The organism is Flavobacterium plurextorum (assembly GCF_002217395.1).
GTDB lineage: Bacteria > Bacteroidota > Bacteroidia > Flavobacteriales > Flavobacteriaceae > Flavobacterium > Flavobacterium plurextorum.
On sequence record NZ_MUHD01000005.1, the window covers coordinates 63,204 to 75,606 of the forward strand.

The 12,403-nt window shown below is 35.1% G+C and carries 9 protein-coding genes; 3 read left to right on the forward strand and 6 right to left on the reverse strand.

Annotated elements, in window-relative coordinates; translation table 11 throughout:
* Positions 1 to 37 precede the first annotated feature (37 nt).
* From B0A81_RS03380 to B0A81_RS03390, 3 genes are all read right to left on the reverse strand, one after another.
* Positions 38 to 2,326, reverse strand: a complete 2,289-nt coding sequence (locus B0A81_RS03380) for a TonB-dependent siderophore receptor (RefSeq protein ID WP_089056708.1) — start codon at positions 2,324 to 2,326, stop codon at positions 38 to 40.
* A gap of 30 nt (positions 2,327 to 2,356) precedes the next feature.
* Positions 2,357 to 3,052, reverse strand: coding sequence for an ABC transporter ATP-binding protein (locus B0A81_RS03385; protein ID WP_089056709.1), 696 nt, complete (start codon positions 3,050 to 3,052; stop codon positions 2,357 to 2,359).
* A gap of 254 nt (positions 3,053 to 3,306) precedes the next feature.
* Positions 3,307 to 3,657, reverse strand: coding sequence for a hypothetical protein (locus tag B0A81_RS03390; protein WP_089056710.1), 351 nt, complete (start codon positions 3,655 to 3,657; stop codon positions 3,307 to 3,309).
* A gap of 415 nt (positions 3,658 to 4,072) precedes the next feature.
* Between B0A81_RS03390 and B0A81_RS03395 the strand changes: the two genes are divergently transcribed.
* Positions 4,073 to 4,822: a 4-hydroxy-tetrahydrodipicolinate reductase gene (locus tag B0A81_RS03395; protein WP_089056711.1), complete on the forward strand. Its 750-nt coding sequence runs from the start codon at positions 4,073 to 4,075 to the stop codon at positions 4,820 to 4,822.
* Between the two features lie 220 nt (positions 4,823 to 5,042).
* Here the strand turns inward: B0A81_RS03395 and B0A81_RS03400 are convergent, their stop codons facing one another.
* Together B0A81_RS03400 and B0A81_RS03405 are read right to left on the reverse strand one after the other, a co-directional pair.
* On the reverse strand, positions 5,043 to 5,789 hold the full coding sequence (locus tag B0A81_RS03400) for a succinate dehydrogenase/fumarate reductase iron-sulfur subunit (RefSeq protein ID WP_089056712.1): 747 nt from the start codon (positions 5,787 to 5,789) through the stop codon (positions 5,043 to 5,045).
* Between the two features lie 91 nt (positions 5,790 to 5,880).
* A complete protein-coding gene (locus B0A81_RS03405) occupies positions 5,881 to 7,788 on the reverse strand; it encodes a fumarate reductase/succinate dehydrogenase flavoprotein subunit (RefSeq protein ID WP_089056713.1) in 1,908 nt (635 codons plus the stop codon).
* Between the two features lie 271 nt (positions 7,789 to 8,059).
* Here B0A81_RS03405 and B0A81_RS03410 point away from each other — a divergent pair, with 271 nt between their 5' ends.
* Positions 8,060 to 10,468 (forward strand): TonB-dependent receptor, encoded by a 2,409-nt coding sequence (locus tag B0A81_RS03410; RefSeq protein ID WP_244281253.1) that lies wholly within the window; start codon positions 8,060 to 8,062, stop codon positions 10,466 to 10,468.
* Between the two features lie 329 nt (positions 10,469 to 10,797).
* On the opposite strand, the gene B0A81_RS03415 is transcribed toward B0A81_RS03410, so the two are convergent.
* Positions 10,798 to 11,820, reverse strand: a complete 1,023-nt coding sequence (locus B0A81_RS03415; RefSeq protein WP_089056777.1) for an LLM class flavin-dependent oxidoreductase — start codon at positions 11,818 to 11,820, stop codon at positions 10,798 to 10,800.
* A 162-nt stretch (positions 11,821 to 11,982) separates the two neighbouring features.
* Between B0A81_RS03415 and B0A81_RS03420 the strand changes: the two genes are divergently transcribed.
* Positions 11,983 to 12,375 carry a hypothetical protein gene (locus B0A81_RS03420; protein WP_089056715.1) on the forward strand — a complete coding sequence of 131 codons (393 nt, stop codon included), beginning with the start codon at positions 11,983 to 11,985 and terminating at the stop codon, positions 12,373 to 12,375.
* The last annotated feature ends 28 nt before the right edge of the window (positions 12,376 to 12,403 follow it).

Consider the following 12,403-nt stretch of genomic DNA (forward strand, 5'->3'; position numbering starts at 1 on the left):
TGTTTCTATGTGTTTAAATGTTTCTCACTTCAACGAATTAAAATTTATAAGTTACAGTAAGGCTTGCATTTCTAGGACTTCCCGGAAACAAACGCAAATAATTCTGCGCACCAAGCCAATAGGTTTTGTTTAATAAATTGCCAGCATTTACAGCAATCTGTACATTACTTTTACTTGGTTTGTAAAACAAAGCAGCATCAAAAATGGTAAAATCAGGAAGTGTAAAATCTCTTGTAAACCAAGGCACTTTACTGCTTTGATATTGAACTCCAAAACCAATTCCGAGATCTTTTAAAACAGAGTCAGAAGCAAAGTTGTAACGTGTCCATAAATTGGCGCTGTTTTTTGGTGTATTCTGTTTTCTGGCACCAATTAATGCTGGATTATTGTCTTGAATAATTTCGGCATCGATATAACTATACGAAACATTAATCTGCCAGTCAGCCGTAATATATCCGGCAAGATCACACTCAAAACCACGGCTTCGTTCAGCACCTCTTGTCACCAATAAATCGGGATTTGCAGGATCATTAGCATTCATTAAAATATTACGCTGATTGATTTCGTAAATCGCGGCGTTGAAACTCATCGAATTATTTAAAAAAGTCATCTTTACACCTGCTTCTTTCAAATCACTTTCAAGAGGATCAAATAAACTTCCGGCAGGCAAAGTTCCTGTTTGCGGCATTAAAGTTACCGTATTTGACTGCGGCTGATAACCTTCAAGATAAGTTGTATAAACATTAATTGCATCGTTTACCGCATACGTGATTCCAACTCTTGGCAATAAAGCCGATTTCTTTACTTTTAATTCTTTATTAGTGTCATAATTCGTAATGTCTTCAAACCATTCATTTCGCAGTCCCAATAAAAAAGTAAATTTTTCCCATTGTATTTGATCTTGAATATAAACCGCATTTGTAGTTGTTAAGGCAGATGGCAGAGCGGTTCTAACATTTAAAGTATAATCGTTAGGACTTGTGATTTTATAAGTCGGATTGCCTAAATTAAAATATTCAACATTTGGTTTAGGCATCACTACGCCGTCAATGGTAACCGTTTGATAATTTGCTGCATTTGCTGCGACAAAAGAACCTGTAACCGTTCCGTCTTTCAACAAATAACCTCTTGCTGCATTTTGTCCGCCGCCTTTATTTTTGTTCCAGCTGCTTAAATCATAACCCGTTAGTAGTTTGTGATTTAATTTTCCAGTTTTTAAATTAAAATTAAAATAAGTACTTAAGTTGTCGATATCCCAGTTTTGCTGACGCTGCACAAATTGCATCATAGCCAGATTGGTAACAGGTTTATTGTTCATATCAACCGCAAAAGCATTTGTAGTTCTATGTTCCTGAAGATCTTCTGTCCAGGTTTGTTTCATGTACACAGCATTAAAACCAATTTTTGAACTGAATTTATGAGCAAAATTGGTTGTCAAGATCATTTCTTTCGATTTAAAAAAATCACTCGGCGCGCCAAGATTTAAGCTTATCGGAGTTTTGTTTAAACTGGTTTTTCCTGCAACAGCGCCAAAAATCGGCTGACCTCTGTCTAGAATTCCGGTCATATTGCTTAAAATCAATTCCGTATTAATAGCTGTTTTTTCATTTGGGATATAGCTGAATGAAGGTGAGAATAAAAACGATTTGTTGTTAACTAAATCACGAAATGATTTTGCTTGCTGATAGGCGCCGTTTACACGATATAAAAGCGTTTTTGATTCGTTTAATGGACCTGTAAAATCCAAAGTTCCTCGTAAAGTGCTGAAACTTCCAACGCTCAAACTAACTTCTTTTCTATCTATTGCCAATGGTTTTTTTGTTACTAAATTGATGCTTCCGCCCGGATCTACAGATGAAAATGTTGCACTCGAAGGACCTTTAATAACTTCAACACGTTCGATATTACTCGTTAAAGGCTGTAAAAAGTAGTATTGGCGTGTTCGCATTCCGTTAACAATCTGACCTTCTTCATTTTGACTGATTCCTCGAATGGTATATTGATTGTAATAACTCGCAGGAATAACGCCGCTTGACATTTTTACTGCATCGGCTAGATAAAATGCAGCTTTATCCGCAATTAGTTCTTTGGTTATTGTCGAAATAGACTGCGGAATATCTTTGTTTAAAGCAGCAATTTTTGTTGCAGCAAACGAGTAATCGCTGTTGTATTTTTTGGTCGATCGACCTACAATTTCAACTGTTTGCAACTCATTTCGTTTGATAGAATCCGGAGCAATTGTGTCTTTTGATCTCCTGTTAACCGTTTGAGATTGTATATAATGTGTGCCAATTATTAAAAATAAAAGGCTGAATAAATGTTTCATTTTTTACTTTAATGGAAATTCTATTTCCTTTTATACCGTTTGTAAATACAGATTTTCAAGTTCATTTGCAGAGATTTTGTCAGCTTCGATTACCGTAACTAAGTTTCCTTGTTTCATGATTCCAATGTGCGAAGCCACTTCTCTGGCTCTGAAAATGTCGTGTGTTGCCATTAAAATAGCAGTTCCATCAGCAGAAAGTTCTTTTAAAATCTGCGAAAATTCATTAGAAGCCTTTGGATCCAAACCGCTCGTAGGTTCATCTAACAAAAGCACTTTTGCTTTTTTGGCAATGGCAATAGCGATTCCAACTTTCTGACGCATTCCTTTAGAATAACCTCCTAAATCTTTGTTGTGCGCCGCGGCTTGCAAACCGGCTTTTGTTAAAAAATACGTCAATTCTCCCGCAGAATATTTGAATCCTGCCAGTGACGAAAAGAACTTTAGGTTTTCTAAACCGCTTAGATTAGGATATAGCATAACAGTTTCAGGAATATAGGCTACATGTTTTTTTGTTTCCTGCGTATTTTCTGTAACCGAAATATTATTGATTCGCAGCTCGCCGTCTGTAGGTTCAATAAATCCAAGAAAAAGATTAATCGTTGTTGTTTTTCCTGCGCCATTTTGACCTAAAAGAGCAAAAATTTCACCCTCTTTTATTGTTAGATTTAATTTGTTCAAAGCAATATTGTCACCATATTTTTTGGTAAGATTCTCAGCTGTCAGCATAATTTTTAATGTATTTTGGTAAGGTTTTAATTATTGATATAGAAATTTCAGGCTGTTACAGGTTTGTAAAAGCTTGATCTTTAGTTTTTAAAAGGAATCGAGAAAGAGTTTACTGAAATTAATTATTCATTTATCCGAACTGATTTTAGAACAAAACAGTTCAAATAAAAAATCATAATAAAACACGATTTTGCTTATTTACAGTGAAATAGACATTGCGCAATTTTAAAATTGTGACGAATAAATTTGGTAAACTAAAGTAATGCGGGCGGCGCACGCAGGGCAAAAAGACTGCCTTTGAAAAATGTAGAAACAGTTTGAGAATAAACAAACTGATAAGATATTTCGACAGTTACTTTATGAAAAGATAAGGTCTGAAAAGAGTTTGGAATAAATGTACTAAATGCAAAATGACAAATAGAACAGTTTGTATCTACAGAATGGCTGTGTGTTATCTCATTTTGACCAGCAGTATATTTGTGATCGCAATGTTTCTCCGATAATTGTTTAAAAACGTGTTCGTAGGAGTGAATAGTCTGAAACAGCATTGTAAACAATACAGTTAAAGATATTACGAAATTGACAACTACGACTTTCTTTCTCATTTAGTGGTATTTCTGTGCGCTATTTGTTAGTATCAGTAGTAAAAACAAGTAACGCAACAGTGTTGCAAATATAGTATCTTATTTGTTTTAATAAAAGATTATGAGAATTATTTAAACTATCCTGACTTATTTGGAGGTTTGATTTTTTTTTTCTGTTTAAAATTTATGTTTTTTGGTGTTTTATGAATTAGTATTACTCATTTTTACCTCAAAAATAGATGCGTATTATTCCTGTTAAAAGCATTAAAAAATGTTATATAATGCAGTTTTTGTTAGTCAGCCTGTTATATAATCCCTATTTTTACCTTACTAGGACATTTTTTAAGATTCATAAAATACATTTTTTATGATTTACTTTTCATCTTAATTAGGTCAATTTCTGTTAACGAGTTTCATACTCAATAAAAAAAAACATATGAAAATAGGATTAATCGGATTCGGAAAAACTGGAAAATCAGTAGCTTCAATACTATTAGAAAATAAAGGATTCTCTTTGGAATGGGTTTTAAGACAAAGTAAAGTTTTAGAACACAGATCAGTTCCAGAGTTTTTAGGAATTGAATCAGAAGAACCTGGATTAATCTATTCTAGTTCTAATACCGGTGTTGAAGAGCTGCTGGAGAAACATCCAGTAGATGTTATCATTGATTTTTCGTCAAGTGAGGGAATTTATACTTATGGAGAGTTTGCAGCGAATCGAAAAGTAAAAATCATTTCGGCAATCTCACATTATAAAGAGAAAGAATTAAAACTGCTAAAAAAATTAGCCAATAAAACCACTGTTTTTTGGTCGCCAAATATTACTTTAGGAGTGAACTATTTACTATTTGCGGCTAAATTTTTAAAGAAAATTGCGCCTTGGGTTGATATTGAAGTAAACGAAGAGCATTTTAAGAAAAAAGAAGGAACATCTGGAACTGCTGTAAAAATTGCAGAAGCCTTAGATATTGAAAAAGAAAATATAAATTCAGTTAGAGCAGGAGGAATAGTAGGAAAACACGAGGTTATTTTTGGATTTCCTTTCCAAACCGTGCGGTTAATTCATGAATCTATTTCAAGAGAAGCCTTTGGAAACGGAGTTGTTTTTGTAGCCGAGAATTTAAAAGACAAGAAAAAAGGTCTTTATAATTTTGAAGATATTTTAACGCCTTATTTTGCGGTATAATAGTTTTGTTACTGCAAAGGAACTAAGATGCTAAGTTTTTATTAAAATATTGATTAAGCAGATTATTTGTCATTTCGACTGAAAGGAGAAATCGCACTAGTGAGTCAGCAAAGATTAGCGATCATTGTTACGACATTTCTAGTGCGATTTCTCCTTTCAGTCGAAATGACATATTTTTTTTTCCTATTAATCGGCGGCTTAAAAAAAAATGCATCAAAATTTATTTCCTCAAAAGTACAGCCTTGCTATATTCATAATTCATTTTTGCGATAGAAAGCACCGAAATTCCTTGTGGACATTCGATTTCGCAGGCTCTTGTATCAGAGCAGTTTCCAAAACCTTCAGCGTCCATTTCTTTCACCATATTTAATACTCTTTTTGAAGCTTCTATTTTTCCTTGAGGAAGCAAAGCCAAATGAGTTATTTTGGCTCCGACAAATAGAGCTGCACTGGCATTTACGCAAGTAGCAACACAGGCGCCGCAGCCAATGCAGGCGGCAGCATCAAACGAAGCTTCGGCAGTTTCGTAAGATATTGGAATACTATTGGCTTCTGGCGCTTGACCAGTTGAGGCTCCAATAAATCCGCCAGAAGTTATAATAGAATCAAAAGCACTTCTATCGATTTTTAAATCTCGAAGTACCGGAAAAGCTTTTGCTCTAAAAGGTTCAATATAAATAGTTTCGCCATCTTTAAAGCTTCGCATATGAAGCTGGCAGGTTGTCGTATTTTTTAAAGGTCCGTGTGCACGTCCGTTAATCATAACACCGCACTGTCCGCAGATACCTTCTCTGCAGTCGTGATCAAATTCGATAACACGTTCTTTTTTCTGAATAAGCGATTCGTTCAAAAGATCAAGCATTTCTAGAAAAGACATATGCTCAGAAACACCGTCTATTTCATAATCTACGATTTCTCCTTTTGAGGAAGTATCAAACTGACGCCATATTTTTAAAAATAGTTTCATATGCCTTTAGTTTTTGTTTTAGTTTTTGATTTTTACGCAAAGCATCCTGTTTTCAGCTGCTTTTCACATTTCACAATTCACAACTGACCATTTATTTATAACTTCTGACTGCAAGCTCTACAGATTCAAACACAAGAGGTTCTTTATGCAATTTCTGCGGATGATCTTTTCCTTGATATTCCCAAGCCGAAACATAACAGAAATCACTGTCATTACGAACTGCCTCACCTTCGGCAGTTTGATATTCTTCTCTAAAATGAGCTCCGCAGGATTCCTCTCTCTGTAAAGCATCATAACACATTAATTCAGCCAATTCTAAATAATCAGCAATACGGCCTGCCTTTTCTAATTCACTGTTAAGTGTATCGTCGCCTGTAATTAACAGATCTTTTTCAAACGAAGCTTTTAATTTTTTGATTTCTATAATAGCCTCTTCAAGGTTTTCCTTGGTTCTAGAGAGACCACATTTTTCATAAAGAAGCTTTCCGATAGTTTTATGAAAATAATCTGCGCTTAGAGTTCCTTTACTGTTTAAAAATTTGTCTAATTGTGTTCGAACTGATTTTTCGGCCTCTTCAAAAGCAGGATGATTTGTATCAAATTTAGGAGCATTTAATTCTCCTGATAGATAATTCGGAATAGTATACGGTGCTATAAAATAACCATCGACGCAGGCTTGCAGCAATGAATTTGCACCCAGTCTATTGGCTCCGTGATCAGAGAAATTAGCTTCACCTAAAGCAAATAATCCCGGAATCGTGGTCATTAATTCATAATCAACCCAAAGTCCGCCCATTGTAAAATGCGCTGCGGGAGAAATCAGCATTGGTTCTTTATACGCATTGATTCCCGTAATTTTCTCGTACATTGCAAAAAGATTACTGTATTTTGCTTCTATACTATTTTTTCCCTGCGCTTTTATGGCATCAGAAAAATCGAGATAAATAGCATTTTTCATTGGTCCAACGCCATGTCCTGCGTCAATTCTTTCTTTTGCAGCACGTGACGAAATATCTCTCGGAGCTAAATTACCGAAAGAGGGATAACGACGTTCTAAATAGTAATCTCTTTCTTCTTCAGGAATTGTATTTGGATTTCGATCGTCGGCGGCAGTTTTGGGAACCCAAATGCGTCCGTCATTACGCAGTGATTCCGACATTAAAGTAAGTTTGGATTGATTGGCGCCATGCTGAGGCAGAGAAGTCGGGTGAAACTGAATCCAGCTTACACCTGCCATATAAGCGCCTTTTTTATGCGCTCTCCAAATTGCAGAACTGTTACAGCCCATTGCCAATGTCGAAAGATAATATACTTTTCCGTAACCTCCAGAGGCTAAAACTACAGCATCTGCACTGTGACGTTCTAATGCTCCTGTTTCAAGATTTCGAGCAATAATTCCTTTTGCTTTTCCGTCAATAATAACCAAATCCAGCATTTCATGACGTGTGTATGTGGTGACTTTTCCTGTAGAAACTTGTCTCATTAAGGCTTGATAGGCACCCAATAAAAGCTGCTGACCTGTTTGTCCGCGGGCATAAAAAGTTCTTGAAACTTGAACACCTCCAAAAGATCTGTTGTTTAAATAACCGGCATATTCTCTCGCAAACGGCACGCCTTGTGCTACCGCGTGATCTATTAGAGCGGCAGAACATTCGGCCAAGCGATAAACATTTGCTTCGCGAGATCTAAAATCACCACCTTTGATAGTATCGTAGAACATTCTGAAAACGCTGTCACCATCATTTTTGTAGTTTTTTGCTGCGTTAACGCCGCCTTGTGCAGCTACAGAATGTGCTCTTCTTGCTGAATCTTGAAAACAAAACGATTTAATATTATAGCCTTGTTCTGCCAGCGATGCAGCGCAGGAAGCGCCAGCAAGCCCGGTTCCAACGACAATAACATTTAGTTTTTTTCGATTTGCAGGATTTACAAGCTTGGCTTTAGCTTTATAAGTATTCCATTTATCGGCAAGAGGGCCTTGAGGTATTTTTGAATCCATTATTTTTTTAATTTAAAATGAATAACTCGTAATAGAAGAATTTCTGCTAAAACTTAGAATACTAACAATTTGTAAGCTCTAATTTATAAATAATAATTAATATTCAAAAAAGTATTACAAGATTATTCTGTTTTTGATTTTTATGAATGCTTTATATTATTTTTTCTAGTATTAATTTTATTTAGAATAATTAAAAATAATTTGCGTAGAAAAATATTAGCAATTACTTTTGCCAAATAAAACTTAAAATTTTACTAAAATGATTATAAATATGATTAAGAAAGTTTGCTTTTTGGTGCTTTTCTTGAGTTCGTTAAATATGATGAGCCAGAACTTGGGTAAAGTAAGCGGGAAAGTTTCGCTAAGCGGAAAACAACCGGCAGAAGGTATTTCTGTAGTTCTAAAAGGAACAAAATATACGGCCGTTACAAATGATAACGGACAATTCGATATTAAAAATGTTAAGCCAGGTTCGTACATTATAAGTGTTAGAGCAGTTGGGATTCATGCAGTAGAAAATGAGATTGAGGTTTATTCAAACCAGACTACAACTAAAAACTTTTCACTTTCAGAAAGTCAAGAAGATCTTGAAGAAGTTGTAATTACAAAAAACAAATACAAGCAGGACAAACCTTCTTTGTCATTGCGTCTTCAAACGCCTGTTTTAGAGATTCCGCAGAACATTCAAATTGTAAGCGCACAGACTTTAAAAGATCAGCAGATTGTGAGTATGAGCGATGGAGTAATTCGTAATGTGAGTGGTGCTGTACGTTTAGAGCATTGGGGAGATATGTATACAAATATTACAATGCGTGGTTCACAAATTCAGGCTTTTCGTAATGGTTTTAATGTAGTTTCTTCTTTTTGGGGACCATTAACGGAAGATATGAGTTTTGTAGATCATATTGAGTTTGTAAAAGGGCCTGCAGGATTTATGCTTTCGAGCGGTGATCCAAGCGGACTATATAATGTGGTGACTAAAAAGCCAACGGGAATTACAAAAGGGGAAGCGACTGTAATGGCAGGAAGCTATGATTTTTACAGAGCAAGTATAGATCTTGACGGGAAATTGGATAAAAAAGGCAAATTATTATACCGTTTTAATGGTGCTGCACAGAAAAAAGGTTCACATCGTCCTTTCGAACATAATGATCGTTATGTAATTGCGCCAGTTATTTCATATCAAATTGATGATAAAACAAAAATTACAGCGGAGTATAATTTTCAATATGCAAATATGACTGAGGTAGGTTCTTTTTATGTATTTGGACCTGAATCTGACGGATATGCAACATTACCAGTTGGTTTTACAATGACACAGCCTGGTTTGCCAGATACTAATATTCAAGATCACAGCGGCTATTTAATGTTTGAACATAAATTTGACGATAAATGGAAACTTACTGCGCAAACTTCCTATTTTAAATATATTCAGCAAGGATATAGTTCTTGGCCGGGAGTAGTTGGTCCGGGTAATGTAGATAGAAATTTTGACGGTGTTTCTGAAGGAACTCTTGCAAAAGGAGAAATTATTAGAAATGTTGGTATTTGGGATGCTGAAAGTAATATGTATTTAGGACAAATATTTGTTAACGGAAAATTCAATACAGGTTCTGTATCGCATAAAGTATTAGGTGGAGTTGATTTAGGTAACAAAGATTATATGGCAGATTGGGGACAATCGCATGATCTTGATACTGTTGATAAACCTTTTAATGTTTATAATCCAGATTACGGAACTCCATCTAATGGTTTTCCTGAGTTTGATCATAAAACACCTTTAAGCCAAAGAGCAGGCGGACTAATGAGTTCTAAATATGCTGCTGGTTATATTCAAGATGAACTTGGTTTTTTTGAAAATAAACTGAGATTAACACTTGCTGCAAGATATACTTGGTTAAGTCAATCAAGCTGGGGATCTACACAAGAAGACAGTCATATTACACCTCGTGTAGGACTTAGTTATTCTATTACTGAAAATTTAGCGGTTTATGGTTTATATGATCAGGCTTTTACACCGCAATCGGGTGTTATTAAAAGCGGAGAAAGTGTAAAACCACTTACAGGAAACAATGTTGAGTTTGGTATTAAGAAAGACTGGTTTGATGGTTCTTGGAGTACAACATTGGCAGCATACAGTATTTTAAAGAAAAACGAATTAACATCAGATCCTGCAAATACTCCGGGACAGCAGTTTAGTCTTGTTTTAGGTGAAAAAAGAGCACAAGGTGTCGAGTTTGATTTGAGAGGAAAAATCTTTGATGGTCTTAATTTAATTGCAAATTATGCGTTTACAGAATCGGTTGTATTAGAGTCTAATGTTTCTACTATTAAAGAAGGTTCTATTGTTCCTGGTTATGCAAAACATACTGCAAATGCTTGGTTAAATTACAGTATTCAAAACGGAACTTTTAAAGGTCTTGGAGCGTCTATAGGCGGAACTTATCTTGCAGGACGTTTGACAGATACTTGGAGTGTAGGACTTGAAAAACTTCCTAACTATTTTAAACTTGATGGAGGTTTATCTTATGACACTAGAAAGTTTAAGGTTACGGCAAACGTATTTAATATCTTGAACAAATACCTTTACAGCGGTTCGTACTATTCATATCTATCAGCTTATTACTGGCAGACAGAACAGCCAATTAATTTTAGAGTTGGTGTAACATACAAGTTTTAAGTAAAATCGTAGAATTGTTATAAATGAAAAAGCATCCGTCAGTTTTGGCGGATGCTTTTTTTGTTTATAGTTTATTGTTGTGAAAGGTTTGCCTAAGGGGATGCTGCGATAAAGAAACTTTAGCCAGGGATTAAGAGGATTTTTTAATCTGTATCAAAAATAGCTTTCACAGAGATTTACAGAGATTAAAGCAGATCTCCTCAGATTGTATTATTTACAAGATCAAAAATAAATCTGCTTAATCTGCAATCCCGATAGCTATCGGGAGCGTAAAAACAATCCTTTTTACTCTTTTTATCCCGATAGCTATTGGGAGCGGTGAAAAAAAACTATCCTTTATGTATTAAAGGAATAAGTTTTGTACCAATAAGTTCTATGGCATTCATTAGCTGAGAATGTGTTAATCCTGCATTATCCATTTGAAAAGTAAATCTCGAAATTCCACCAAGTGCTTCGCTGTGACGCAGAATTTTTTCGGCAGCTCTTTCAGGACTTCCTACAATTAAAACGCCCAGATCATCAATCAAACCATCAAATTTGTCTTTTGTTACTGGAGGCCAGCCGCGTTCTCTTCCTAATTTTGTCCAAAGTTCTGAATATCCAGGATAATATTCTTCGATTGCTTTTTGGGTTGTATTCGAAACATAACCAGGAGAGTGTAAACCTACTTTTAGCTCATGTGGTTTAAAACCTGCTGCTTTTCCAGCTTCACGATATAAGTCTATTAACGGACGAAAACGATGTGTTTGTCCTCCAATTACGGCAGCCATCAAAGGCAATCCCAAACTTCCTGCTCTGACAAATGATTCAGGAGTTCCGCCAACGCCCAGCCAAACAGGAAGTTTTTCCTGTAATGCTCTAGGATAAATTGGCAGATTATTTATTGCTGGACGAAATTTTCCGCTCCAGTTTATAAATTCATTATCTCTAATTTGTAAAAGCAAGTCAAGTTTTTCCTGAAAAAGAGCATCATAATCGTTAAGATTATATCCAAAAAGGGGATAAGCTTCAATCGAAGATCCGCGGCCTACAACAATTTCAGCCCTTCCTTTAGAGATCAAATCAAGTGTTGCAAAACTTTGATACACACGCACAGGATCAGCAGCACTCAAAACAGAAACGGCACTTGCCAGTCTGATGTTTTTTGTTCTCGCTGCAGCGGCACTTAAAATAACAACTGTAGCTGAGTCAAGAAACTCTTTTTTATGATGTTCTCCAATTCCGAAAACGTCCAATCCAACCTGATCTGCAAATTCAATTCTTTGCAGCAGTTGTTCCATTGCATCAACACTGCTTAAAGTGTTGTTGTCGCCATACATTGCCGAAGCAAAACTGTCAATTCCTATTTCTATCATAATAGTAAAGATATTAAATTTATTTTTTTCTCCTCTCAAAAAAAGCGATTTTAAGATTGTTGATATTAGTCAACTGTACCTGTAAAATAATTGTTTTTTGTATCTGTATCTAATCTGTTTTGCCCGCTAATTTTGCTTTGAAACTAAATAACTATAGAAATGAAAACCACTAAAACAGCCAGCATTCAGTTTAATGAAGTTAATGTATCATCATTAAAATCTGTTGTAAATATGTGCCAGAATAAAAGCGCTGTGAATAGTAATTCTAAAGACAGATCATCATATTTAATAAATAATTTAGGGCTTCCATTAAGTGTTGCTTCTTTTGAGAATCGAGTTATTGGATATGCTTTTGTTACCATTAATAATGCTGAAGAACCTGAAATTAATTCGTATTGGGAAAAAGAATTTTACAGTATTGAAGCGGAGCAGAATTTGAAATCTCATGCAGAAACGATTTTTCATTCAACTTTTAAAGATATAGAAACGCGTTCCATTAAAATTCAGAATGCAGCTGAGAAACTATCCAATTGGTTAAGTGTTTGCAATTAATTTTACAAGGGTTACAGATTTAATTTTT

Bases quoted from the DNA above. Each gene is read 5' to 3' on its own strand.
- B0A81_RS03380 (WP_089056708.1), bottom strand. From the start codon at position 2,326: ATGAAACATTTATTCAGCCTTTTATTTTTAATAATTGGCACACATTAT.
- B0A81_RS03385 (WP_089056709.1), bottom strand. From the start codon at position 3,052: ATGCTGACAGCTGAGAATCTTACCAAAAAATATGGTGACAATATTGCT.
- B0A81_RS03390 (WP_089056710.1), bottom strand. From the start codon at position 3,657: ATGAGAAAGAAAGTCGTAGTTGTCAATTTCGTAATATCTTTAACTGTA.
- B0A81_RS03395 (WP_089056711.1), top strand. From the start codon at position 4,073: ATGAAAATAGGATTAATCGGATTCGGAAAAACTGGAAAATCAGTAGCT.
- B0A81_RS03400 (WP_089056712.1), bottom strand. From the start codon at position 5,789: ATGAAACTATTTTTAAAAATATGGCGTCAGTTTGATACTTCCTCAAAA.
- B0A81_RS03405 (WP_089056713.1), bottom strand. From the start codon at position 7,788: ATGGATTCAAAAATACCTCAAGGCCCTCTTGCCGATAAATGGAATACT.
- B0A81_RS03410 (WP_244281253.1), top strand. From the start codon at position 8,060: ATGATTAAGAAAGTTTGCTTTTTGGTGCTTTTCTTGAGTTCGTTAAAT.
- B0A81_RS03420 (WP_089056715.1), top strand. From the start codon at position 11,983: ATGAAAACCACTAAAACAGCCAGCATTCAGTTTAATGAAGTTAATGTA.